General features: G+C 63.3%; 14 protein-coding genes. 6 read left to right on the forward strand and 8 right to left on the reverse strand.

Translation table 11 applies throughout. The features are described from left to right. The first annotated feature begins 122 nt into the window (after positions 1-122). Together FHS06_RS14315 and FHS06_RS14165 are read left to right on the forward strand one after the other, a co-directional pair. Complete coding sequence (locus tag FHS06_RS14315) at positions 123-8966, forward strand: isopeptide-forming domain-containing fimbrial protein (protein ID WP_167046267.1); 8844 nt, start codon at positions 123-125, stop codon at positions 8964-8966. Positions 8967-9189: 223 nt separating this feature from the next. Beyond that, positions 9190-11601, forward strand: a complete 2412-nt coding sequence (locus FHS06_RS14165; protein WP_167046270.1) for a metallophosphoesterase — start codon at positions 9190-9192, stop codon at positions 11599-11601. Positions 11602-11688: 87 nt separating this feature from the next. Here the strand turns inward: FHS06_RS14165 and FHS06_RS05105 are convergent, their stop codons facing one another. From FHS06_RS05105 to FHS06_RS05120, 4 genes are all read right to left on the reverse strand, one after another. Continuing rightward, the gene (locus tag FHS06_RS05105; protein ID WP_167046272.1) at positions 11689-13062 is read right to left on the reverse strand and encodes an HNH endonuclease signature motif containing protein; all 1374 of its coding nucleotides are present in this window, start codon (positions 13060-13062) and stop codon (positions 11689-11691) included. A gap of 110 nt (positions 13063-13172) precedes the next feature. Further along, positions 13173-14003, reverse strand: a complete 831-nt coding sequence (locus tag FHS06_RS05110) for a formate/nitrite transporter family protein (protein ID WP_167046275.1) — start codon at positions 14001-14003, stop codon at positions 13173-13175. Beyond that, positions 14000-15169, reverse strand: coding sequence for an MFS transporter (locus tag FHS06_RS05115; RefSeq protein ID WP_167046278.1), 1170 nt, complete (start codon positions 15167-15169; stop codon positions 14000-14002). The genes FHS06_RS05110 and FHS06_RS05115 overlap by 4 nt, the downstream gene beginning before the upstream one ends. Positions 15170-15342: 173 nt before the next feature. After that, positions 15343-16101, reverse strand: a complete 759-nt coding sequence (locus tag FHS06_RS05120) for a peptidase M23 (RefSeq protein ID WP_167046280.1) — start codon at positions 16099-16101, stop codon at positions 15343-15345. Between the two features lie 170 nt (positions 16102-16271). Here FHS06_RS05120 and FHS06_RS05125 point away from each other — a divergent pair, with 170 nt between their 5' ends. From FHS06_RS05125 to FHS06_RS05135, 3 genes are all read left to right on the forward strand, one after another. Continuing rightward, the gene (locus tag FHS06_RS05125; protein WP_167046283.1) at positions 16272-19403 is read left to right on the forward strand and encodes a lamin tail domain-containing protein; all 3132 of its coding nucleotides are present in this window, start codon (positions 16272-16274) and stop codon (positions 19401-19403) included. A 127-nt stretch (positions 19404-19530) separates the two neighbouring features. Further along, a complete protein-coding gene (locus tag FHS06_RS05130) occupies positions 19531-20130 on the forward strand; it encodes a TetR/AcrR family transcriptional regulator (RefSeq protein WP_167046286.1) in 600 nt (199 codons plus the stop codon). Beyond that, on the forward strand, positions 20127-21275 hold the full coding sequence (locus tag FHS06_RS05135) for an SGNH/GDSL hydrolase family protein (RefSeq protein WP_167046289.1): 1149 nt from the start codon (positions 20127-20129) through the stop codon (positions 21273-21275). The genes FHS06_RS05130 and FHS06_RS05135 overlap by 4 nt, the downstream gene beginning before the upstream one ends. Here FHS06_RS05135 and FHS06_RS05140 read toward each other — a convergent pair. Next, positions 21265-21759 carry a GNAT family N-acetyltransferase gene (locus FHS06_RS05140; protein WP_167046292.1) on the reverse strand — a complete coding sequence of 165 codons (495 nt, stop codon included), beginning with the start codon at positions 21757-21759 and terminating at the stop codon, positions 21265-21267. The two genes, FHS06_RS05135 and FHS06_RS05140, sit on opposite strands and share 11 nt — an antisense overlap. A gap of 26 nt (positions 21760-21785) precedes the next feature. Continuing rightward, positions 21786-23102, reverse strand: a complete 1317-nt coding sequence (locus tag FHS06_RS05145) for an NAD(P)-binding domain-containing protein (RefSeq protein ID WP_167046295.1) — start codon at positions 23100-23102, stop codon at positions 21786-21788. Between the two features lie 84 nt (positions 23103-23186). Between FHS06_RS05145 and FHS06_RS05150 the strand changes: the two genes are divergently transcribed. After that, positions 23187-23555, forward strand: a complete 369-nt coding sequence (locus FHS06_RS05150) for an ArsR/SmtB family transcription factor (protein ID WP_167046298.1) — start codon at positions 23187-23189, stop codon at positions 23553-23555. Positions 23556-23593: 38 nt separating this feature from the next. On the opposite strand, the gene FHS06_RS05155 is transcribed toward FHS06_RS05150, so the two are convergent. Then, positions 23594-25327, reverse strand: coding sequence for a hypothetical protein (locus FHS06_RS05155; protein ID WP_167046301.1), 1734 nt, complete (start codon positions 25325-25327; stop codon positions 23594-23596). A 300-nt stretch (positions 25328-25627) separates the two neighbouring features. Beyond that, positions 25628-26998 carry an HNH endonuclease signature motif containing protein gene (locus tag FHS06_RS05160; RefSeq protein WP_243845256.1) on the reverse strand — a complete coding sequence of 457 codons (1371 nt, stop codon included), beginning with the start codon at positions 26996-26998 and terminating at the stop codon, positions 25628-25630.

Genomic DNA, 26998 nt, shown 5'->3' on the forward strand with positions numbered 1-26998 from the left:
CTCGCCCCTGGCGTCCCCCAGGTAGGCGATAACTGGCGCGCCGAAAACATCCGTATTCGGCGTGCCGGAAAGTCTCGGCGATGCCACGCCGTTTGCTCCTGGTCCGACTACTGAGGAGCATCGTGCATCACCCATCTGTCACCACAGCACCGACGAGGCGAGCCACACGCGCAAGCCGCAAGCGCGGCCATGGCTTCTTGCGCGGACCGTCGCGCCTGACGAGTCTTTTGCTGATCCCCTCACTTGTGGTGGCGACGTTGACGGGTGCAGCGTTCTGGGGTGCGTCCGCGGCCAGCGCCGCCGCGATTCCCGACCCGCAGGCATCCATTTCGCTTGAGCCGACTGGCTCGAGCGACGCTCAGAAGCCTTTCATTCTCGCGGGCGAAGATGCGACGTTCGACATCTCGCTGACGAACTCGTCGACGACGCCGGGCTACAACACATCGTTCACGCTGTTGGTGCCGAACGGCATCGATTTCGTCTCTTCGGCCGCAATGGGTGCCCCGAACGTTTACGCGAGCGGTCAGACGCTTCCGAACAGTGCAAAGAGGCAGGCGAGTTCTCCGCTCGCGTCGGTTCCGGCAGGCTTCCAGCTGTGGGTCTTCCAAGATGTCGCTGACCTTCCCGCGTCGGCGTCGTACTCATCAACAATCACCGTTCGCCCGGATGCTTCGATATTCCCCGTCGGTACGTCTCCCGACTTCGCGCTGACGGGATATGTGTCGAGCGCTCCCGCCACCCTCCCGGTCTTTGACGGTTCGACGGGAGTCGCGGGAACCTCTGGCGCAACCGACACCTCGTCAGATGGCGACTCGGCGGACGCCCCCATCTCCGCGCTTCGGCTGACCAAGCAAGAGCCGAGTCCCGAAATCGAGCTCCTCCGCGGTGTGCACGACCACCAGACCATTTACACGCTGACCGTCGAAAACACCCCCCAGGGCGCAACCGATGGAGTAACGCTCGTTGACTACCTGCCGGCAGGTCTTGAATTTCTCGCGTGCGCAACTGTCGACAACACGCAGGCCTCGGGTCTGCTCTACGACGGCGCGGGGGCTCTCGGGGGAACGCAAGAGCACCCGGGCTCGGGCGACGTTACCGGTGCGAACCCCGGTGCCGATTGCCTCACACCTGCGGCGGTCGAGACTGTCAGTTCCGATCTTCCTGCCTCGCTCGACGCGGGCGTCTACACGAAGGTCACGTGGAACCTGCCGGCGCTGACCGGCACTACACCGCAAGCGACCGACTTGAGTAGCGCGGGCGTCGCAGGCAACTACGTCATCACGTATGCCGCCGCTGTGCCGCTGTTCGAAAACACGATGGACTTCGTGACGACGGCGGGCACCGGAACTCCGGATGCTGCAGGCCTCGGCCAAGCATCGAATTTGAACAACAACAACGGTGCGTCGACTCGTCAGGGCCAGGGCGCCGGATTCGGCGATGGCATCCTCTATGACAACCTCGCAACGGTCGCTGGTACGTTCGCCGGCCCCGTAGCGCCCTCGACATCAACGGCTGTCACTGACAGTGACACCGAACAGATTCAGGCGATGGACCTGCGGATACTCAAGAGCGTCTCGACATCGCTTGGTACCGACTTCGTGACGGGCGAGCTCGCCACCTACACGCTTGATCTCGCCACGAGCGAGTACACGAGCGCCGACCAGATGGAGATCGTCGACACTTTCGCCAACGGGCTCTGCCCGGCCCTCCCCGGCAGCGGAGCAACGCTCACGGGAGATCCTCTGCCGACCGACTGCGCGTATCCCTCGACCGAGGGCGGTGCGACTCTCACCGGTGCGACAGTTTCGGCAATCGACTACAACTCGGCGACGGGTGAGTTCACGGTCACCTACCTGTCGGATCCCACAGCATACGAAGCAAACGACTCCCACGAAATCGTGTACACGGGCCTCATGCGCAACGCGTACGACACTGACGACCCGTGGTTCGGTCCTACGACCTCGGGTGACGAGATGACGAACAACGTCGTAGTTACCGGGTGGACGACATCAACGGATGAACTCGATGGTGTCAACAACGGTTCGGGTGTACCCGCGTTCGGCACAGAAGACGTGACCGACAACTCGTCGGCCATGCTGGAGTCGCGCTACTCCGGAATCTCGAAGCAGGTGCTGCCACGCGACGCTGTGATTTCGACCGCCCCTGCTGCCGCCTCGGCCGCCGCATCGTGTGATGTTGCACCGGGCAGCGCGTGGTCGCAGAACCAGACGGATGCCGCGGACGCACCATTCCACGCGGGTGATTACGTCTGCTACCAACTGACGGTTGACTTCGCAGAAGCGATCGATGTGCGTAACCCCGTCGTCACCGACTTCTTGCCGCGGGACATGACCTATGTCGATTCGGCCGTTTACACGGGAACCGGCGGTACATCAGCCGACGTCGACATCGATTCAACCTCCGTCGAGGGTCAGCGCCTGACGTGGAACGTCGGAACGCCCGGCGAAGGCGGCGACCGTTACGTGCCCCTTGACTCCGTGCTCGTTCTGCATGTCCTTGCGCTCGTTACGTCGAATACGCCCGCAGATGCGTCAGCGCTCGACAAGCCCGAAAACCTCATGAAGTACCAGCAGAACGACGTGCTCGCAGACATCTACTACCTGCGTGACGCCTCGGCGATTCAGTTGGGGCAGGGACCGACTCTCCTCAAGGGCGTTCTCGACGTCGACGGAGATTCGACTTTGCCAGCTCGGTCGCAGAACGATTCTGACGGCACGGTCTTTGACTCGAACCGCGATGGCATCGAGGTCGTGCAAGATGACGTCGTGACGTACCGCGTCGACCTGTCGGGTGGCGATTTCGCCGCCGAAAACATGACGGTGTGGGATGCTTTGCCCGACGGCATCACGAAGTCCGAAGTCTCCGCGATCAGCGACGGTGGCACGGCCCTCAACCCGGGCGACGCAGGCTACCCCGCAAACATCGCGGGATCGGCATCCGGTCATTCGGTCATCGTCTGGAACGGTCTCGACGTCGGGGTGAAGCCGGCTACGAATACGCTCACCTACGACGTCACGGTTCCCACCGACGTTCTCGTCGACACCTCTTTCACGAACACCGCTTCGATCACCCAGTTCGATGTGGAGACCAACGCAGGAACCGCCGAGACCCAGTACCCGACTGGTTCGCTCGACGCCACGACGCGTTCAGATGACTCCACTGTTCCGGGTGACGATATGCGCGACGACTCGCTCATTTTCACACCGGCACCCACGATCGCGAAGACGCTCGATTCCACCGAGATCGCGCCGACCGGCACGACTGTCACCGACCCCAACAACGCTGTCAACCAGGCGACACAGGGCGAGCTCATCACGTGGAGCTACGACGTCGTGATTCCCGCACACACAAGTGTCGCGAACGGTGTGCTGTCTGACCGCGGAACGCTGAGTCCCGGAAACGTGTCGTACACCGTCGAGGGCGTGCCCACCTGGGATGCCACGGCTCTCACGGGCGCGGTTGCCTCTGACTTCGCGCTGTCGGGCGACGGCGAACTCGCCTTCCCCGATCTCTACACGAACAGCTCTGGCGACGATCAGACGTTCACCGTCACGATGACGGTGTACCTCGGTGATGCCGGAAACAACGGCACCAGACTCACCAACCGTGCACTATTCACGAGCGACTCGTGGGACGGCAACGCCGACGCATCGGTGACGTACATCGAGCCCAACCTGACGATCAACAAGACGGCATCCCCGGCGAACGACGTTTCGACGAACGACACGATCACCTACACGCTGACGGTGGCGAACAACTCGAACCGACCCGTCTCGTACGACAACACCGTTGTCGATACGGTTCCCGATGGCATCATCGTCGACGGTACGACAATCTCGGGCGGTGGAACGCTTACCGGTGCTGACCCGATTGACGGCGATGGCGGAACCATTACATGGGACATCGCACGGGTTGCTCCGACAACCGTGCTGACGTATGAGGCGAAGATCGACCCCGAGACCGGTGGCGGACAAAGCTACGTCAACACGGCTGAGGTGACCGGATACACGCTGCCCGACACAATCGATTCCGGTCATGTGCGCGGCGGTGAACGCGACGATGACGATGACGCGACTGTGAAGGCGATCACAGCAGACATCGCAAAGGGTGTGCGCGAGGCGGGATCAACGGATGCCTTTTCGAACACCGTTTCAGAACCGGCCGGTCAGACGGTTGAGTACGAAGTGCAGGTGGCGCTGCAGCCCAGCATCAACTATTTCGACTCGATCATCACCGATCAGCTGCCCGCAGGCGTTGTGCTGCAGGATGCAACGATCAGCGGCCCGATCGCGACACCGTCGACCGGTATCGCTGGAACGTGGGATTACGCGCTCGATTCCAGCACGAACACGGCAACGTGGACCTATAACGATGGTGCGGGTAACGACATCGCCTCGTTCTCTGAGGAGCGAATCCTGACGATGACGTACGAGGTGCTGCTTGATGGTGCCGGTATTGATTCCGCGGTGAGCGATCTCGACAACACGGCGACGTTCACGTGGAATTCGCTGAACGGTGACACCTCGACGCGCCAGACGATCACCGATGACGCTGAGGTCGATCTGCTCGACCCCGTGCTCGCGATTGCGAAGAACGTATCGAACGAGACACCGAACCCGGGTGACACGTTCTCGTACGACGTCACCGTGACGAACACGGGCAACACTCCCGCGTACAACATGGACATCACCGATGTTGTACCCGCAGGTGTAGTGGTAGACCCCGCAACTATTTCGGATGGGGGCGCTTTGACCGGCGCCGACGCTGAACTCGGCGGTGGAACGATCACGTGGGATGCCGCAGACCTTCCGGGTCCGCTCTATCCCGCCGGTTCTGCCGAGAGCCCCATGTCTCTCGTCTTCACCTATGACGCGACGTTGACAGCGAGTGCCAACATCGACGGCTCCGACGTGTTTACCAACACGGCATCCGTCGAGCACTTCGAGTCGTTCCCGACTGATGGCCGGGAATACGACCCGACCGATGTTGACGACACGGCGGCCGTCGACCCGCCGTTCCCGACCGTGGCGCTTGCCAAGTCGGTCACCTCGACTGACATCGCCTACGCGGATGTTCCGTTGAGCTGGACGCTGACGGCGACCAACAACGGTGACGGGCCGGCGCAAACTGTGACGCTCACCGACGCGCTTCCGACCAACTGGACGTACACGGCCGTCACAAGTGTGACCGTTGCGGGAGCCGCGTGGAGCGGGACGACTACGCCCACCGTGACAGGTTCGGGTGCTCCGGGATCTGAGCAGAGTCTCGAGTGGAGCTTCGGCACCGCGGCTCCGAATGCCGTGCTCTTGCAACCGGGCCAGTCGATCGAGATCGTCTTCACCGCGACTCCCAACGAGGACGCTCTGACAGATCCGGGTACGACGGAAGACGGTGGCACGCGCGTGCCCCACACCAACACGGTTTCGGGAGAGACCACGGACACGTCGGGCGCGACCGAGAACGGCGATGGCCCGTACACGGGACCCGATGCTGATGACAGTGCATTCATCGAGCGTGCAGACCTGAACCTCATCAAAGACGCGATCGGTGGCAACGCTGACGGTGACTGGATTTCTGGTGTCGTCGCCGGTGCCGACTATGACCAGCCGCAGTGGCAGATCACAGTGACGAACCAGGGGCCGGATGCCTCGGTGGGTCCATTCCGATTCGTTGACACGACGACGCTGCCGGACGACGTGACGACGGGCGCGTTCACAGCGCGCTACTTCGCCGATGCCGGCGACGCGACCGGTACCGCGCTGGCACTGACGGGAGCGGGTACGGAGGCTGATCCGTTCGTCGTCGGCGAGGGGTCAACGAGCCTTGCAGCTGATGGTTCTGACCGGATCGTCTTGACCGCTGATGTGACGGTGGGTGCTGCGGCAACCGGCACCGCCGAAAACGACGCGAGCGTTGTGGGCACGACGTGGGAGACCCCCGACGACGTGACGAAAGACAACAGTGACGACGCTGAGAAGCCGCTGTCGCCCGAGGCCGACCTGCAGATCACGAAGACGGCAACGACCGTCTCGCCGAATGCCGGTGGAACTCTCACGTGGGAACTGGCGGTGCGAAACAACGGACCGTCTGGCTCCGCCAGCACGACAGCTGACCCGATCACGGTGACTGACACGGTGCCGGATGGCATCTCGAACGTCGCGGACCCGTCGAACGCAGCATGGACAGCATCGGCATCCGATGGTTTCCCAGCGAACGCGGGAGATGAGATCACGTGGACCTTCGTTGAGTCGTCGTTCCCGGTGGGCCCATCGACAGCGATTGTGCTCACCGGCACCATCGATGCTTCGTGGGCGGCCGACACCGACATCGTCAACACGGCCGAGGTTCAGCCGGGCACGACTCCCGATCCTGACCCCGACAACAACGACGACGACGAGACCGTCACACCCGGTATCGACACGACGCTCGCGATCGACAAGACGCGCCTCGTCTTCAACGGAACCGACTGGGTTGCGGCGACCGCCACTGACCTGGCGACCCCGGGTGAAAACGTGACGTACCTCGTGGATGTCACGAACACCGGCACCGCGGATGCGCGGAACGTCGAGGTGCTCGACACTGTTGAGCCTTACTTCACGTACGAGTCGTTTGAGTCGGTAGATGGCACCTGGGCACGCACATCGACGACGGCTGCTGCCGGCGACGATCAGACGTTTGCTCTTGACGGTGACCTAGTGGCCGGCGATTCGGCTTCGTTCCGAATCACGCTGCTGCTCGATGCGGCCCACGAGACTGGCGCGACGGTGGACAACACCGTCAGGGCATCGGCCGACAACTCAACGAACCAGCCGACTGACACGGACTCGACCACTGACTCGGAGCGTTCCGCCGATCTCACGATCGAGAAGACACACGCCGGTGATGCGATTGCAGGTTCGACGCTTGATTACACGATGACAGTGACGAACCTCGGTCCTTCGGTTTCTTCGGGTCCGATCGAGATCATCGACACATTGCCGACAGGATTCAGCTACGACGAGGGAACCGCCACGGTTGCTGTCGCTGGTGGCCAGCCGGTCGCGATCGAGCCGACGATTGTCGACCAGACGTTGACCTGGTCGGTGGACGGAGACTCGTTCACACTCGCGAAGGATGCGACGATCGTCGTTTCGTTCACGTCGAACCTTGCCGCTGACCTCTTGGCCGGTGGCTACATCAACCAGGCTGACGTCGATGGTCCCGATGACGACAACCCGCTCAACAACCATGACGATGACCCGACGGCCGTCACAACGATGACGAACCTGTCGATCGTGAAGGATGTCGCGGCGGGCCCGTATGTTGCTGGCACGAGCGTTGACTACACCCTCACGGTCAAGAACGAGGGGCCGTCGGTTGCTCGTGACGTTGTGGTGATCGACACGCCTCCCGGAGGTATGACGTTGACCGCGATGTCGGGCGACGGATGGACCTGCGGCGTTGACACGCTGACATGTGGCCGTGACGACTTTGCTGTGGGTACGTCGACAATCAATGTGACAGCGATGATTGCGGCATCCGTTGCTGACGGCACCGAGCTTGTGAACGTCGCAACCGTTGCGACATCGACGCCGGAAACGACGACGACCGACAACGAGTCAGACGTGACGATCACTGATGTGGCCGAGGCTGATCTCGGAATCGTGAAGACTGCGGTTGACGAGCTGGGTGCTGAGATCACAACGGTCGATGCCGGTACGCAGGTGCGTTACCTGCTCGAGGTTCACAACTATGGGCCGTCGGATGCCGTGGGGCCGCTGACAATCTCGGATGTGCTTCCGGCCGGGCTCTCGTTCGTCTCGGCTGAGTCTGAGGGCTCCGCTTGGGTGTGTGCGGCGGATGCGACCAATGCGCAGCTCGCGAACTGCGAGATGCCGGGCGGGCTTGCCGTAGACGCCGATGCGACGGATCTCGTGATGGTGGTAGCCGTTGACCCGGCTCAGACGACGGGAAGCATCGTCAATACCGCGACGGTGACATCTTCCACGACCGAGCCCACGCCGGACCCGCACTCGAACACTGATGACGCTGTCGTTGATGTGACGCGCAACGTGAACGTGTCGATCGTGAAGACCCACAGTGCGGAGAACGTGCGCATCGGTGACGATCTGACGTTCGATCTGGCTGTGCACAACGACGGACCAGCAACGGCGACAGGCGTCACGGTTGTTGACACGATTCCGGCAGGGCTGACATACGTCGATGCTGCGGCAAGTGACGCGGCCTGGACGATTGTCGCGGATGCCATGGCCGAGGACGGCACGACGGCGGTGACGGCGACCCTCGAAGGTGCACTCGCGCCGACTGCGGATGCCCCGCGACTCGCGGTGACTGTTGCCGTGACGGCAGAGGCGTACGACACAGTCGTGAACACGGCGACGGTGTCGACGACCGAGCCTGAGACGGATCCGACCGACAATACGAGCGATGACACGGTGATTGTTCCGGCGCTGTCAACGCTCGTAGTGACGAAGGATCTTGCATCGCCGCTGAAGGTCGGCGGGAAAGCCACCTACGGCATCACCGTCACAAACACCGGGCCGACGGAAGACCCGGGACCCATCGTTCTGACTGATGTGTTGCCCAACGGGTTGACGTTCGTTTCGGCATCCGGTGATGGGGCGACGTGCGATGCCGACGGATCTACCGTGACGTGCACGCTCGATGGCGCACTCGGTGTTGAGCAGACCCGCACGATTGCGCTGACGGTATCGGTTGCGATCGCGGCCTACCCTGAAGTGACGAACGTCGTCACAGTGACAACGCCGACCGAACAGGGTGTCGGTGGAAGCCTCACGGCTTCGACGACAGACCCGGTGGCGCAAGACCCGCTTGCGGTAACGGGCGCGCCAGCCGCGTGGTGGTTTGCCTTCATCGGAATTCCGTTGCTGCTTGCAGGCATCGTGTTGATGCTCCTTCGCCGTCGTCGGCATCAGGACGCGTGATGTGCAGGTTGAGCTGACGCGAGTGAGCTAACGAGGGGCCCGGTCTGGTAACTCAGGCCGGGCCCCTCGTTGCTGTTGAGCCACTGGTGTTGAGCCCCTGTTCAGGTCGATGTCATTGGGTTTTCATAGCGAACGGACAGCCTGGGCGTACCCCTCCTCGTAGGTTCGACGATTCGCCGAACGCCCAGATTCTGGTGAACGTCCTCGACAGAAAACCGGAGATATGCTCACTCGACGATCCAAGATCGCCACAACAGTTATGGGTGCCGCGCTCTGCGTTGCCCTCGCCACACCGCTACTTCCTGCCGCCGCGTTTGGGATGACGACGCCATCTGACGCCGCCGCAATGAAGGCGCTACCGGCAACCGCCACTGATCCGAGTGGCACGTTGCCGCTCCTGAGCGATCCGTACCTGCAGATGCCGGGTGCGGATGACGTCTATGTCGTGTGGAACACCGAGTTTGCGGGCACGCAGAACGTTGCGCTCGTGGGCTCGGGCGTTGCTGCGCTGAGCGATGAAGACGCGATGCGCGCTGCGGCGGGCGCGACATTCGCGAACGTGGAGCTTTTTGCCGCCGAGTCGATGGCGTACTCACGGATGGCTGAAGACAGTGGTTCGCGCCTTGATGAGAAGCCCGCGGCAGAGGACGGCATCGTCACGCGCGATGTGTGGCGTCACGAGGCGCACGTGACGGGGCTCGCTGCTGGTGAGAGGGTGGCGTACCGCGTGGTGTCGGCTGAGAGCACGACGGATGCCGCAATCTCGGGCACGTTCTCGCTCGCACCAGTGCCGAGAGCAGGCGATAGTCTTCGGGTGCTGCTGACGAGTGATCACCAGGCGATGGCGAACACTCCGGCGAACCTTCAGAAGGCTGCCGAGACAATTGGCGACATCGACGCGGTATTTCTCGCGGGGGACCTCGTAAATCAGCCAGACCGTGCGTCGGAATGGTTCGACGACACCCGCGGCAGCGCTTTCTTCGCGACGCTGCAGGGTAACGGTGGCCGCATCGACAACAACGGTGTGGCGGAATATTACGGCGGCGAAATTGTGCAGAACGCGCCGCTGTTTCCTGCGGTGGGAAACCATGAGGTGCAGGGCCGGATCGATGGCATGACGAGCATCGGATCAAGCTTCGGTGCGCCGGTGCCGGTCCCGATTGCGGAGCAGGAGTACGAAAAGGTTGCAGCGGTCGTCAACCCGGCAGGCGATGCAACGGTGAAGGCGAAGTGGATCGAAGACAACTCCTTCAGCACGAGAACGTATGAAGAGGTGTTCACTCTGCCGGATTCTTCTCCCGGCGGTGAGACGTACTACGCGACGAGCTTCGGCGACATCCGTTTGATTTCGTTGTACTCGACGCGTATTTGGCGCGGCACGACGGCGCAGGCCGACCCGGCCGCGCGCACATCGAACAGCCGATATCAAGAAGCTGTCGGCAGCCTCGACGATCCGTTGGCGCAGGGCTACGGTGAGCACGTGTTCGAGTCACTTGCCGTGGGGAGCGAGCAGTACGAGTGGTTGCAGGAAGAACTTGAGAGCGACGACTTTCACGACGCGCGCTTTCGCATCGTGATGTTGCACGAGGGGCCGCAGGGCCTCGGTGACAATGTGATGCCCTTGTTTGCCGACCCCGTGCGCATAGAAGAGAAGAACGCTGATGGTGACGTGATTGGTGTGCGCTACGAGTACCCGGCCGAAGGCAACATGCTTCTCAACGATCTCTCGCCTCTGCTCGAAGATGCGGATGTTGACCTTGTGCACAACGGGCATTCGCACCTGTGGAACCGTTTCGTTTCTGAGAACGGCGTCAATTACATGGAGACGTCGAACACGGGAAACTCATACGGCGCGTTTCATGAGCTGAGTGGGCGGTCGCGTCCGCTGCCGCCTGAGCCGTGGGATGCCTCGAACTACATGGCGCAGGGAAACCCCGGTGGGCTTGAGCCGATCGTGCCGAACGTGAAGCCGTTCGAAAACGAAGATGGTGTCGCGCTGCCGTTCGTGCAGAGCAACGATTTGGCCGTGTTTACGATGCTTGACACCGGTGCGAACGAGGTTGTGTCATATGCCTATGACGTGCGGACACCCGAGGTTGAACCGTGGGTGATTGATCGCTTCGCTATTGGGCGGGAACTCACAGAGCCCAGCAACCCGGAGGAGCCCGGCGAGCCCGGCAACCCGGAAGAGCCAGGCGAGCCGGGTAACCCGGAAGAGCCCGGCGAACAGGCGCCTGACCTGACGGACGCTGCTGTGAAGCTCTCGGCTTCGACAGTTGTCGCGGGCGGTTCGCTTTCGGTGACAGGCACCGGCTTCACCGCCGGTGAGACAGTGCGCGTCGAGCTGCACTCGACGCCGGTGATGTTGGGGACTGCGGTTGCTGATGCGTCGGGAGCGATCTCGGTGGGTGTGAAGATTCCGGAGTCGACCACGGCTGGGCGTCACGAAATCGTGTTGGTAACGGCATCCGGTGAACGTGCCTCAGGTGTCGTGACGGTGACGTCGGCGGGACCTCTCGCGGTGACGGGCGCGGATGCTGGGCGCACCTGGAGCATCGCTCTCGTTGCGTCGTTGGCTCTCGCCCTCGGCGGAGCCCTCCTGTGGTGGCGCACGGTGCGGCGCAGCGCCGCGTAAGCCAAACGCAGCGAGACCTGCGCTGCCAGAGGTGCGGAGATGCCGGATTCCCGGCGCTCCGCACCTCTGGTGCTTCGATCCTCCACGTCAGAACGGCGCAGGTTCGATGTGCTGCATCGGTGCGTGTACCGTGCCCGTCGCGTCTGGCGGATCGTTGAGCCCTAGTGGATCGGGTTCGAACGCGACCCCGGGCGGCTTGTCCGTGTACCTTCGCCCGGTCGGCGACGTCCACTCCAAAACCCCATCACCGCGCTGCTTCACCGACCACTTGCTTGCATGTTTCAAACTGTGGTGCCTTCGACACAGATGCGCCAGGTTGTGCTGATGAGTCGGGCCCCCGAGGGCAGCATCCACGGTGTGATCAATGTCGCAGCGGTGGGTGGGCATGCGGCATCCGACGAACCGGCAGTGTTGATCTCGTGCCCGAAGCTGCCGTTTGAGTTGATCAGTGGGTCGATACCTGTCGACCGCGACGACGGTGCCCGTGACGGGCCGGGTGAACACTCGATCCCAGCCCGGTGCAGTACCCGCGAGGCGCCGTGCACTCTCGGGGTCAACGAGACTCAAGCCCGACAGATCCGCGGGTGTCGATGAGGTTCCGGCGAGCGTCGTGGCAGGCACTGTGACCTGCACAATCGCCTTGATCGCACCGAGCCCACCACAGTCGTCGCCCGCCAACGGGTCGAGGCTCGGCACCGAGGTGAGCAGCATGTCGGAGAACAGATCGGCGCGGATCTGATCCGTCGTCCGATGATCGTCCACAGGCTGCTCATGTTCGCGCGTGCCGTAATCCGATCGCCCCGCCCGGAAGTCTTTCAACGCTCGGGCTTGCTGCGTGAGTCGGTTGAAAATCCCGTGCGCCTGCACCGACGGCAGTACCGCGTTGATAGAACTCATCCCATCCGCCAGGTCGAACAGTCGCACCGTGCGGGTCGCGTTGGCGTCTTCAAAACGTTCCTCGAGCGTCCGCGGCTGCGCCTTCTTCGCCAGAGCTGCAGCAAACCCTCGCAACCGTCCCGGTGTCTCGGCCTCAGCGACCTCGACCACTTCGTGGTCGTATCGGGCCTTGGCTGCGGCATCCGTGAGGTTTATGCCTGCCCGCAGTATTTCTTGCACATGCCGTTCTGAGATGCGCCCTGCGCTCCACGATGCGAACGTCTCGGGGTAGTGTTCGGTGACGTCCATCGCCTCGTCGATGCGATTTTGCGTGGTGCGATCCGACATCCGCAATGCCGCCGCGAGTTCTGCAGCCATGGAGCGCATCGGAATCTCTCGTTCCCGCGAGTCGCGCGACGGAGTGAGACGCATCTCAGCGAGCGCCATACGCCCGCCTTCGGCCAAATCTTCTGCCAACCCCGCCTGCAGCTGCGCGATCTGCGCCAGGCGGGATTCTGCCGACAACACAACCTCAGCGCGGGTGCGTTTCCCGGCCGAGTGTTGTGTGGTCGTGTTCTCTGACATGACTCAAGTATCGAACATACCTCCGACATTGACCCCACTTAGCCAGCCCACTGTGAATAACTTGCCTTGAAGAACTTTGGGGAGAATGTGGGCGGTGAAAAGCCCCGTGACTACACGTCGAGGTTGTGGCGTCGCAGCGAGAACAGTTCGCCCGTGCGCACGATTCGGAGCACGGTGACGAGCAGCAGTCCGCCGAGAAGGTTGAGCCCAAGAACCGGGAGGAACCACAGCAACCAGTCTAGGTAGGTGATGTCTGCGCCGCTCAAGATCGCACCGAACGCGAAGAGCGAATCGAGGATCGAGTGAAAGAGCTGGAAGCCAGCAAGCACGAAGCCGCCGGCGATGGCCGCGACGATCTTGGCAGGTTCGGAGTCGGTGCCCTCCTGCATCCGGGTCATGAGGGTGATGACGGCGCCACCGAGAAGCGCGAGTGCAACGAGCTGCCACGACATCGGGGTGTCGATGAAGTGGTGGGCTGTCTCGGAAAGGAGCTCATGCCAATCGGGGAATGCAAGGACGATGATGCCCATCATGAGCCAGCCGCCGGCGAGGTTGGCAATGAGCGTTCCGCCCCACAGTCTTGCTAGCTGCCCGAGGGAGCCTTCGCGCGCGATGAGAGCCGCGATCGGCATGAGAAAGTTCTCGGTGAAAAGTTCGCTGTGCGCCATGAGAAGCGCGATGAGACCGATACTGAACGCGAGCCCCGCGAGCAGATGGCTATCCGTTGCGTAGAGAACTCCGACGTAAGCGAGTACGCCGACGCCCACCTCGATGCCGCCGAGGAACCCCGTGACGAGAGTGCCGCGGAACGTGCGGTGCAGGCGCTCGGCGCCCTCGCCGACGATGTCTTCGAACTCGGCTTCGAACTCTTCCTCGACGGGGCCGTCGTTATCGCCGTCGGCGCGGCGTTCGTCAGCGCGGCTTTCGTGGTCATCTCTCATTTCATGATCTTCGCAGACGTGGTCGTCGGTCGGGCCAGGATCCCGCTCAGTGCGATAATCAGCACCGCCACGACCGCTGTGCCGATGATCGCCGTTGGTACGCCGCCCTGCTGAATGAGTATTCCGGCGGTGGCGCTGCCGGCAGCACCCCCGAGGTTGTGGCTCGTGTTTACCCAGGTTGTCGCCGCGTTCTGTTGCCGCTCGCCACCCGCGGCGTGAGCTGCGACGTACGCCACGATCATGACGGGTGAGAAGAACAGCCCCGCGATGGCGAGAACGATACTCACGGCGACAGCGTCCGAAACGACGGCAACGAATGAGGATGCCACGAGCAACCCCGCCGAGAGCACCACAAGCTGTCGGGCGAGTGACCCGGGCACCTTGAGCGCGCCGTAGAGGAGTCCTCCGAGTGCGCTGCCGCCGGCGAAAAGTCCGAGGGCGACACCGGCGGCTGCGGGGCCGCCGTTGCCCTCGAGCGATGCGGGTACTGCCACGCTGAGCGTGCCGGATATGGCACCCGCGACGAGCGCGGGTAGTAAGACGCCGACGAACCGTCGATCGAGAAGAAGCGACCTGCTCTTCGCATGAACATCGGTCGCGAGCACTCGGTGTGACATGTCGCCGACGGCTGAAGTGGCGACGAACCAGAGCCCACCGACGGTGACGAGCGCGGCAGGAACGTAGAGCGCGAGCCCGGGCGCGATGAACGCGAGCGCGATGCCGGCGAGAGCCGGCCCCGCAAGGTAGAGCAACTCTTCCGTCACGGCATCAAGGCTGAGGGCTTTCCGAAGATGAGCGCTGCTCGGCGTGAGTGCGCCCCACGCGACGCGCATTGTCGGCCCGAGCGGCGGCGCGACAGTGCCCGCTAGGCCGGCGAGCACGATGAGAGTTGCCCCGCCACTGCCGACAAGGGATGCTGTCGCGATCGCTGCCAGTGCTCCACCGAACAGAATCGTGAGGAGTGCGAGCACCGGTCGTGCGCCGAATCGATCGATCGACCAGGCACGAACCGGGGAGAGAAAACTGGCCGTGGCGCCATACACCGCAACGGCTGCACCGCCGAGCGCAATTGATCCGGTGGCGTCGGTGACGGCATAGAGGAGCGGAAGAAAAACGAGCGCGTACGCGGCACGGCCAATGACCGCTGCGCCGAACGTGAAGGGCACTCGAGGGAGGGTGAGCACGTCAATATAACGTGCCGTCGGTGAAGACTGCATGCTGCGAAAACTCCAGGTTAAAGCGCACGCCGGGTGGCGTGCGGGAGAGAAATGATCAGTGCGAAGTCGCGCAGAAACGGCGCGATCGCTGATCAGTCACAGGCGTGGAGCATGCTCAAATCTTATGCGGCGCATGCCGGGATGCCGTCAAGGCTGTCGCCGTCGGCGGGGGAGCCGCCGAGAGCTGCCGTCACGCGGGTTGCTGCATCCCAATAGCGGGCGTAGTGATTCGCGTCGAGGTTGATCTGGGTGCGGTGCGCGATCATCGTCGGGTCGATGCCTTCGCGGTCGGGAACGCGTGCTGCCATCGCCCGATAAAACAGCGTCGCGGCGGCGTAGGGGTCGAGGCGTTCATCTCGGCTGCCCCAGTTGTCTTGCTGCTGGAACAGGCCGATCGACGTCGTTCGGCTGCCGTCGGGGTTGGTGACGCCGCTCGTTTCCCAGTCGCCGTAGTCGATATTGCGGAGTGAGGATTCGCCCATGGCGGTCATGACAGCAATGGTTTGGTCGCGACCGTCGAAGCCCAAGTCGCTGCCCGCGGCGATGATCGTGCAGGCATTGCCGAGTTGCTCCACTCCGTACCCGGCGACGTTCGGTGGAGCTTCGATACTCGGCGCCGATTCGAAAGCGAACGAGTCGTCATTGAACGAGGTCGAGAACGCGTTGACGGCAAAGACTATGAGCAGGCTGAAGCCTCCGAAAGCGAGCAAGGGCAACGCGACGAGTGTCGAGATGAGCCACGCGCGTCGCACCCGTGCCTGCTTGCGCCGCCGTTCTGCGGCCGTCGGCTTTCGCCGGCGAGCGGATGCCGCGGGTCGCCGCTGCGCGCGAGACTGCGCGCGCGGCTTTGTGCGCGGCTTTGCGGGCGGGCGGGCATTCATCTGCTAAATCGTAGGCGTCGAGGCCGAGCGTTGACCGTGCACGAGCCTCGACGGCCGCAGTTTCACCACGGGTCAGGAGCCGTTTACCGGAACGACACCGGCAGGCCATACGACGTCTTCTCGTGCCCGATGGTGTGAGGGCACCCGCGCCAATTCTCCTTAGGAGCTCCATGTCTCGCTTGTTCTCTGGGCTCGCTGCAACGGTGGTGTGCGCCCTTGGTGCAGCCGTTGTCGTTGCCGTGCCCACCGCCGCAATCGCTGCCGATTCCGGCATCCGTATCAACGAAGTCGAGTCGTCTGGCGGAACGCCCGGTGACTGGGTTGAGCTCTACAACCCGACCGGTGCGGCTATCGCGCTCGATGGCTACCAGTTGAAAGACTCCGACGACGCTCACGTGTACACGCTGCCGGTGGGTACGACGGTTGAGCCCGGTGCGTACCTTGTGCTCAACGAGGTGAACGGCGGGGTCGGTGACTTCGACTTCGGTCTCGGCAAAGCTGACTCGGCGCGCCTCTTCGACGCGTCGAGCAACCTTGTCGACGGGTACGAATGGTCAGCACACGCCGACGTCACCTGGGGCATCAACGCGTCGGGTGAGTGGGCGCAGACACTTGAGGCAACGAAGGGTGCGGCGAACGTTTTCGACGCACCGCCCGAGCCGAGAGAACCCGGCGAGATCGTGATCAACGAGATCGACTCGCAGCCGGCCGACTGGGTGGAGTTCTACAACCCCAGCACCGAAGTGCTCGATATCTCGGGTTACGAGATCCGTGACAACTCTGATGATCACCGCTGGGAGTTTCCGGCCGGTTCGAGCATCGCGGCCGGCGAGTACCTCGTTGTCGATGAAGCAACGATGGGGCTGTCGGGTGGCGTCGAGAGCCGCTTCAGTGCAGCAATCGGTATTGGTAGTGCCGACCGCATCCGTCTGTACAACGCTGAGCTCACCATGATCGACGACTCGCTGCCATGGTCGGGTCACGCGGCAATTGATGGGGATGCCGCGGCGGCAACGCTCGCGCGATGCCCCGATGGTGAGGGCGACTTTGTGCTCGCCTACCCAACGCCCGGCGCATCGAACTCGTGCGTGCTGCCTGACGTCGTGATCAACGAGGTTGAGTCGAACGGTGACGCGACGGACTGGGTCGAGATCATCAACATGGGTGCGACGACGGTCGATCTGTCGGGCTGGAGCGTTATGGACAGCGACCCGGTTAAGCACGCGTCGGAGACCACACCGTTGCCGGCGGGCACGACGCTTGCGCCGGGTGCGCTGTTCGTCTTCGATCAGCCGACGAACTTCACCTTCGGTCTCGGTAACGGTGACACAGCGACCGTGCGAAACGCACAGGGTGCGACGGTCGACGAGTACGCCTACGCGGCTCACGCCGGTGGCGTGTGGGCGCGCTGCGCCGACGGCACGGGCGACTTCATCGACGTTGCGGTGTCGACGAAGGGACTTCGGAACGCCTGCGGCAACCCGGTGCGCATCAACGAGGTCGACTCTGACGGTGGCGACCCGGGAGACTGGGTTGAGCTCGTCAACCCCACGGCGTCGAGCATCAACGTGAGTGGCCTCATCGTGAAAGACGACGATGACACGCACGCCTACGTGATTCCTGAGGGCACCACGATGGCGGCCGGTGCTTATCTCGTGATCGAGGGCGATCAGCTCGGCTTCGGACTCGGCAAGGCCGACAGCGTGCGCCTCTTCGAGGGCGACGCGCTGCGGGATTCCACCACGTGGGGCCCCGCTCACGCCGCCACCACATGGGGCCGGTGCCCCGATGCATCCGGAACGTTCGCTGTGACCGCGGAATCGACCAAGGGTGCGGCGAACATCTGCGTCGGCGAAATCGCCGTGAGCGAATGGCCTGGTTCGGCGGAGGTAACAGTCGTCGATGAGACCGCGATGTTCCTCAGCGACAGCTCGGGCCTCGACACGCAGGTGACAGACGAGGGCACGTTCCTTTGGGCAGTCGACAACGGCACAGGCACGTTCTGGAAGCTCGACGTTGCCGCAGACGGAAAGACGACGTTTGCCGACGGCTGGGAGAACGGCAAGCGCGCGCGTTTTCAGAAGGATGCCGCAGACGCCTCCGCCGCTGGCCCCGACACCGAGGGCATCACCGTTGACGGTGACGGCTGGGTATACGTCGCATCGGAGCGTGACAACAGCGCGAAGGGCGTGAACCAGAACAAGGTGCTGAAGCTTGACCCGAACGCGGCCGGCCCGGATGTCGTGGCGACCCAAGAGTGGGACCTCACCTCGTTGCTGCCCGCTGTGGGCGCGAACCTCGGCGCTGAAGCTGTCGAATGGGTTGCCGACGCAGACCTTACGGGTCTCGTCGATGACAACACCGGCACGGCATATGACCCGGCGAGCTACCCGGGGCACGGTGACGGTCTGTTCTTCGTTGCTCTCGAAGACAACGGTCACGTCTACGCGTTCTCGTTGAACGCTGACGGGTCGGCTCAGATCGTGTCGGAGATCGATGCAGGGCTACCCGCGGCGATGTCACTCGACTACGACACGGTGCTTAATGTGCTGTGGGTCGTCTGCGACAACGGATGCGACGGCAAATCTGCGCAGGTGACGTTCAACGGCACGGCGGACCCGACGGTGGCGCACTTTGCGCGGGCGGCGGGCTTGCCGAACGACAACAATGAGGGCTTTGCGACGTCGCCGATGGCGCTTGCCGACGGTTCGGGTCGCCCCGTGTGGTGGTTCACCGACGGTGTGACCACAGGTGCGATGCACCAGGGCACGCTGCCCGGCGGCACGGTTGCGCCTACCGACCCGACTGACCCTACCGACCCGACCGACCCGACCGACCCGACGCCGACAGTTCCGGAGTTGCCGACGACGGGGTCTGGCGCGTTCACGCCGCTCGCCGGTGATGCGCTCGTTGAGAGCAACCGCGGCACGGTGACGGCTCCGGCATCCGCTCAGCCCGGAAGCGCTGTGACGATCAATGTGGGCGTGCAGCACGCTGGCACCGGAGTGAAGGTGTGGATGTATTCGACGCCGCAGCAGATCGGTGCGGGAACGCTCGATGCGCTCGGCAATATCACTGTGAGGATTCCGGCGGATGCTCCGATCGGAATGCACCGTCTCGCGGTGTATTCGAACGACGGTGAGCTGCTCGGCTGGACGAGCATCAACATCGTCGCGGCCGGTCAGCTTGCCGTGACAGGTGCCGACAGTGCAGCGCTTGCGGGTCTCGGTGGCCTCGCGGCGATGATGCTGGTCGCTGGCGCGGTGCTGCTGGTTGCGCGGCGCCGGGCTCGTATCGAGTAGCTCTCGCAGCAAATAGCCAACGAGTGCGCCACGCGCGGGGGAGACCCGCTACGTGGCGCACTCGCATTTCGATGTGGTTTAAAACTATGGGCAGTAGGTTTAGGCCTACGCGTGTTAGGTTGAAGAAATGAGGACATCAACGTTGTCGGCGGCCGCGGTCATCGACCGTGGCGCTGAATTAGCGGATGAGAAAGGTTTTGCGACCCTCACCCTCGCTGAGGTTGCTCGCTCCCTGAAGATTCAAGCCCCAAGTCTTTATACGCACGTTGAGAGCCTCGAAGCGCTGCGGGATGGCATAGCGATTCTCGCGTTGCGAGAGCTGTCTGAGCGGATCACAGAGGCGATCATGGGGCGCTCCAGCACGTCGGCGCTCGCCGGCTTCGCGAATGCGCACCGTGAGTACGCGCGGCTGCGGCCCGGATGCTGGGAGTCGCTGCAGCGGCCGCAGGGCGAACAGGTTGCAAGAGCCGACGCTGCGCGCCGACTCGTGCAGGCAACCAACGCGGTCTTGCACGGATATGGCATCACGGCGCCCGCTGACCACGTGCACGCGACGCGGATCATGGGTAGCGCAATCAACGGCTTCGTGCACTTGGAACGGGTGGGCAGCTTCTCGTACAGCGAGCCCGAGCCTGATTCCACGTGGCCTGAGCTCATCGATGCACTCGACACGATTCTTCGGAGCTGGGCGACGGGGCGCGCCGAACCGACGGGAGAGATTTCATGATCACTACACAGATCACCGCCGAGCTCATTCATGGAACAGCTGAGCTCGAAAAGACGGCGCGTGGTGTGAGGCCCCACCGATTGCCGCTGTCTGTGCGGGAACGCGACGCCGATGCGCAACTCGCGATGGTCGAAGCGCAGCCGTCGGGCGTGCGGCTCGAGTTCGTGACTGAAGCGCGTTCGATTGTTATCGGGGTGCACTCCACGCGTATGTCTTACGTGGGAGTGGACCGTGCGCGAGGTGCCGTGGACGTCGTTGTGAACGGTGCCGCATGGTCGTCGCACGTGCTTGCGGCAGGTGACAGCATCGAAATCGACATGCAGTCGGGCAACTCCGCACTTGTGGCTGGCGACACCGACCGGATCGTCATCGATGGTCTCGCCGGTGGAGAAAAGCTCGTCGAAGTGTGGTTGCCGCACAACGAGACAGTCGAGCTGGTGTCGCTCGAGTCGGACCTGCCGCTTATGCCACGCGACAAAAATCGACGCGTGTGGTTGCACCACGGCAGCTCGATCAGCCACGGCTCGAACGCGACGAGCCCCACGCGCATCTGGCCGGCAGTTGCTGCGCGCCGCGCCGACGTCAGTCTGCACAATCTCGGGTTCGGCGGCAGCGCGTTGGTGGACCCGGTTATGGCACGAGTCATCCGCGATACGCCGGCCGACATCATCAGCCTCAAGCTCGGAATCAACGTGGTGAATTTCGACGCAATGAGGCTTCGGAGCTTTGTGCCCGCGGTGCACGGCTTTCTCGACACGATTCGTGACGGTCACCCGACGACGCCGATTCTCTTGGTGTCGCCGATCTACTGCGGAATTCACGAAGACACTCCGGGGCCGGGTGTCATCGATCCCGCGTCGTTCGCCTCGGGCAATATGCGGTTCGTCGCCGCCGGCCAGGCCGGCGACACCGCACAGGGACGGCTGACGTTGCAGGTGATCAGGGCAGCGCTGGCCGAGATCGTCGCGGCGCGCTCTGATGACGCTCACCTGTCGTACCTCGACGGCTTGGAGCTTTACGGTGAAGGGGATGCCGAGACGCTTCCCCTGCCGGACGCGCTCCACCCCGACACTGAAACCCATGAGCTCATCGGCGAGCGTTTTACCGCGGCCGCTTTCGGCGCGAGCGGTGCTTTCAGCGGCTGAGGGAGCGGCGCTCGATCAAGACAGTGTCGCGCCACTGGCCGGCACGTGGGCCAAGTTCGGAGCGCGCGATGCGCTCTCGTGTGCCGACGATGCGAAAGCCAACAGCCTGGTGTAAACGGATGCTGGCGGCATTCTCCGGAAAAATGCTCGATTGAATTGTCCAGAAACCGGCGTTTTCGGCAGCCGCGATCAACGCCTCGAGCAGGAGGCGTCCGATGCCCTCGCCGTGCCGACCAGAATCGACATACACAGAGTGGTCGATCACACCCCGGTACGCGGCTCTGGCTGAGACTCGTGACGCGGCTGCCCACCCGAGGACGATCTCGGTGGCGGAGTCCTCTGTGACGGCAACGATGCGAGGTTTCTCAATCTTGCCCACATCGAATTGCTGCCATGTGGGTGTTGTCGTCTCGAACGTCGCTTCGCCACCCGCAATCCCGGCAGCAAAAATGCGCTCCACCTGCGGCCAGTCTGCGCGGGTCATTTGACGAATGCTGATCGGGGGTGGGCTCATGAGCAGCAGGAGTTTTCGATCGTGAGGTTGGTTGAGCATACGCCCGTCGCTGGCAACGTCAGCTGGACCTTGGTTGCCGCGAGCATATCGCCCGCAAGCCACGCGGCTATCGAGCGCACCTGCTCGTACCCCGTCGCGAGCAGGAACGTGGGTGCGCGTCCGTAAGACTTCATGCCGACGAGAAAGAACCCCGGATCGGGATGCGTGAGTTCCCGAAATCCGTGGGGCTCTACAGTGCCACATGAGTGCATATTCGGGTCGATGAGGGGGGCCAGGAGCCGTGGAGCTTCAACGACGTCGTCGAGGTCGAGCCGTATTTCGCGCAGGATGTCGAGGTCGGGGCGAAAGCCGGTCGCGTTGACGACAAGGTCGGTGTCGTGTCGGGCAGGCGTGCCATTGCGGGTGCCGCGAAGGCTGATTGCGGCGCCGTCGGGCGCGACGGACGAGATTTCAAAACCGTCGATGAGTTCGATACGTCCTTCTGCCGCCAGATTGTCGACATGCGAACCGAGGCGTGCGCGTGCGGAAAGCTGATCGTTCGAAGACGAGGTCACCCGCACCGCAGACGCATTGCGAATCAGCCACGTGACGCGTGTGTCGGGTTCTTGTTCGGCGAGTTGCGTCAGTGCGATGAGGGTGTTCGCGGCGGAGTGACCTGCCCCAACGACGGTCGTGTGGCGCCCGACGAAGCGTGCGCGATCGGCGCCGAGCACGTCGGGAAGAGCATGCAGGATGCGGTCGGCTACGGCATCCGAACCGATCGGTGGCAGTCCCGACGAACCGAGCGGGTTGGGTGTTGCGTAGGTGCCCGATGCGTCGATGACAGATCTGGCGGTGAACTCCTCGACAGCGCCGTCGGTGCGTTGGGTGCGCAGGAGGAAGGGCATGGCGGCGCGACCGGCGCTGCGGGTTCTGTCCATGCGTTCCCGCGAGACCGCGACGACTCGGGTGTCCAGTTGGATGCGTGATGCGATCTCGCCGAGGCTCGCGAGCGGCTCGAGGTACTGCTGGACGAACTCCAGGCCCGTGGGGGTAGCGTCTTGATCTGGTGTCGTCCACCCCGCGTTTTCGAGAAGACGGGCCGCAGCTGGATCGATGAGGTGCCGCCATGGCGTGAACAAACGAATGTGGCCCCAGAGCCGGATCGATGCCGCGATCATCGAGCCCGCCTCGAGAACCACGAAGTCGATGTCACGTTCGGTGAGTTCTGCTGCCGCGGCGAGACCGACCGGACCTGAGCCGATGATTGCGACGGGGAGTTGGGTAAGCCGCTCGGTTGTTGTTGGGCGGGGGGAGAGGTCGAGCATCGTCATGGCTGATCTCCAAATATCGATGAGTGTCGATGTTTAGTATTCGCGCATATATCGATGCCTGTCAATATCGAGTATCGTCGATGTATGGGCGCGGCAATCGACACAGCAACGGAAACATCGATCGCAGGCGGGGTGTGCTGCCAGCCGTTGGCAGAGGATCCGCTCGGTCAGCCGGATGCCGAGCGGCTCGCTCAAACGCTGAAAGCGCTCGCCGACCCCGCTCGGCTTCGGCTGCTGTCAATCGTTGCCGCGAGCGCAGACCGAGAAGCCTGCGTGTGCGATCTGACCGATCCGGTGGGGCTATCGCAGCCGACGGTGTCGCACCATTTGAAGGTGCTCACAGATGCGGGGTTTCTCAGCCGTTCAAAGCGCGGAACATGGGCCTACTACCGGCTGCAGTCCGGAGCACTCAACGAGATTGCGTCGTTTCTTGCAACGCACTCTGAGCGCTGAGCGGCAAATCTCGTGCCTGGCAAGGGGGGTCGGACGCTCTAGCCGATTCCGAAGATGAACATGAAGCCGTCGATGGCCTCGGCGTTGGCGACGTCTTCGCCGACGGTGACGACCGCGGTGAGGCTCTTCGGGTCGAACATGACGCGGGTCTCGGTGTCGCCGCCGACGGCGCCTGCGAAGTGCTTCAGGCCCGGGAGGGGAGAGTCGCCGACGAAAGCGTCGAAGGTGGTGGGTTCGAGCTCTTGCCAGTCGGCGCCGCCGATCCACCAGTTGTTGGCGCCGACGTTGTGGCCCTGGCCGAAGCAGATCGGAATGTCGGATGCCGGAAGGCTCCCGCCTTGCGGTGAGAGATCGCCGCAGTAGGCAAAGTTGAGGTCGCCGGGGGTTGTCGAGGCGCCGGTGCCGGCTCCGATCATGGCGCCCGACGGCGTCACCTGGTCGTCGAACCATGATGCGACCGCGGCGCTGTTGTCGCGACCGGCGGTGGCGTTGAGGGTCATGTTGTTGAGGGGGTAGCCGTTGAGCGCGATCTTCCACGCTTCACTTTCGTAGGTGTCGGTGGTGTGCACGCCACCCCAGACTTGCCCAGATGTGATCGACGAGTTGTCGCTCGTGGCGCAGTAGTCGTCGCACGTGAACTCCCAACTGGTGGGCGTTGTGATGGTGCCGTCGGTCGGGAGAGCGTCGACGGCATCCTGCAGAATCCTTTCTTTCGCCGGCGACATCGTGCTGTTGCTCTGCAGCCATGCGAGCAGGTCGTCGCCGAGCTGTTGCGGGTCGACGGGAACGTCGAATGCTTCGTTGGGGCTGTAGAGCGAGAAGTAGTTGGGGGATGTGCCGCCGTCATTGATTTCGAACTCGCTGACGCCGGTGCCTTCGAGGCACGCCACGAGGCTACTGCCGACACTATTGGTGGCGCTCGGGTCGATGAAGCAAGCGTTGCCGTCGTTGTCTACGTAGTCGGCTCCGCCGCCCCACCAGTTGTTGTTGAGGCCGTCGGAGCCCTGCCCAAAGCAGCTGTCAGTGCTTGCTGAGTCAGCGCTTTCCGAGGTGAAGTCGGCGAAGGCGAGCGTGCCACAGAACGCGTAGTGCAGTTCGGAGGGTTCGTCGGTGCTGGCTTCGGCGGTGTGGCTGGCGAAGTAGTTTGTCCACTGCGCGAAATCGGATGCCGGGAGCGTGCTGTTGTCGTGGGTTCCCTTGACAGCGATCGAGAGCGTGGGGGAGTTCCACTCGCTGTCGACGAACGAGAACGAATCGCCGCTCGAGGTGCCGTTGTACGAGAACGCAATCTCGCCAGTATCGGTGGGATACAGCACCAGTTCGTCGTCGTGGATGGTGCTGCTTTCACCGTCGGAATCTTCTGGCGACGGCTTGGGCGTGTGCGTGGGGGGCGGGGTTGAGGGCGCTGCGGGTGCGGTGGCTGAGTCGGTGGCGCTTGGCGCTTGGTTGCGCGCGGGAGCGACGTAGGGCTGCGTTGGCGCCGAAGCGTCGGGGCTCTCAGGGGTCGCGGGTGTCTCGGGCGCGCTCGGCTTGCTCGGCGTGGTGGGAGGCTCGGTCGGCAGTGGCATGGGTGACGCGCTGGGGGCGGCGGGTGCGTTTGTCGGAGGCTTGCCGGTGGCCTCAACCTCGGCAGAATCGGATGCCTCGGCGTCTGGTTCTGGGGCAGATACAGTGCACCCGGTGAGCAGCAGGAGTGCGGCGATACCGGCGGCCGCGATACCAGAGACAGTGAAGCCGCGGAACGCTCGTCGTGGCGTCGGCTGGGTGTGCACGGTCGTCTCCTTACGCAGGCCCTTCTTGCGTCCGTGCAAGAAGGCGGTAGCTCGGCGGTGGCGATGGGTTTCGGGTTCCTGCGTCAAACCGTGCTGCTCCACCTACCGTAGCGGCCGCGCGTCGGCGCCTCGCTATGGAGTTGCTGAACGTGCGGTGGCATCGACTGATTGTTTGGGATGCCGGCACCTCAGAGCGGTGTTGCCATAGAACGGTGCTGCTTCAGAACGGTGCTGCGTCAGAACAGTGCTGCTTCAGAACGGTGCTGCTTCAGAACGGTGCTGCTTCAGAACAGTGCTGCTTCAGAACGGTGGCGATGCGTCCGGTGGCGCGGCGGAGGCAGACTGCTCCCTTGGAACCGAACTACCCTCTGGGTCGGGTTCGAACGCGACCCAGGGCGGCTTGTCGGTGTAACTTCGCCCGGTCGGTGACGTCCACTCCAAAACCCCGTCGCCCTTTTGCTTCACCGTCCACTTACTCGCATGTTTCAGACTGTGATGTCGCCGGCACAGATGCGCGAGGTTGTGCTGATGCGTCGGACCGCCAAGCGCTGCATCCACCGTGTGATCAATGTCGCAGCGGTGGGTGGGCATGCGGCATCCCACGAACCGGCAGTGCTGATCTCGTGCCCGAAGCTGCCGTTTGAGTTGGTCGCTGGGTCGGTATCGATCAACCGCGACCACAGTTCCGGTGACGGGCCGAGTGAACACTCGATCCCACCCCGGCGCGGTACCCGCGAGCCGTCGTGCACTCTCGGGGTCAACCAAGCTGAGCCCCGACAGATCCGCTGGCGTCGACGACGTGCCCGCGAGCGTCGTGGCAGGCACCGTGACCTGCACGATCGCTTTGATCGCGCCGAGCCCACCACAGTCGTCGCCCGCGAGCGGGTCGAGACTGGGCACCGACGTCAGCAGCACGTCCGAGAACAGGTCGGCGCGGATCTGATCCGTCGTCCGCCGATCATCCACCGGCTCATCCTCAGTGCGAAGCTTCGTGCCGTAGTCCGATCGCCCGGCCCGGAAGTCCTTCAACGCCCGCGCTTGCTGCGTCAGCCGGTTGAAGATCCCATGGGCCTGCACCGACGGCAACACCGCATTGAGTGAACTCATCCCATCAGCGAGGTCGAACAGTCGCACCGTCCGCGTCGCGTTCGCGTCTTCGAAGCGTTCCTGCAGCGTCCGCGGCTGTGCTTTCTCCGCCAACGCTGCAGCAAACCCCCGCAACCTGCCCGGTGTCTCAGCCTCAGCGACCGCGACCACGTCCCGGTCGTACTGCGCCTTGGCTGCGGCATCCGTCAGGTTCACGCCCGCCCGCAAGATCTCTTGCACATGCCGTTCCGAGATGTGACCCGCGTTCCACGACGTGAACATTTCCGGATACGACTCAGTCACTTCGATCGCATCATCGATACGTATTTGCGCCGTGCGATCCGACAGTCGCAGTGCGGCCCCAACTTCTGCCGCGACCGCCCGCATCGGAATCTCACGATCCCGGGAATCACGCGATGTCATCCGCCGCATTTGCGCAAGAGCGATCCGCCCCATGTTTGCAAGAACCGCAGCGCGTGCCGCCTGGATGTGCGCGATCTGTTGATCGAAAGAAATCAACGTCGCCACAGACTCAGACAGCTCGGAGGCTTCTGCTTCTTGTTGCTCGGTTTCGTTCTCTGACAT

It is taken from the genome of Microbacterium halimionae (genome assembly GCF_011761265.1).
Classification (GTDB): domain Bacteria; phylum Actinomycetota; class Actinomycetes; order Actinomycetales; family Microbacteriaceae; genus Microbacterium; species Microbacterium halimionae.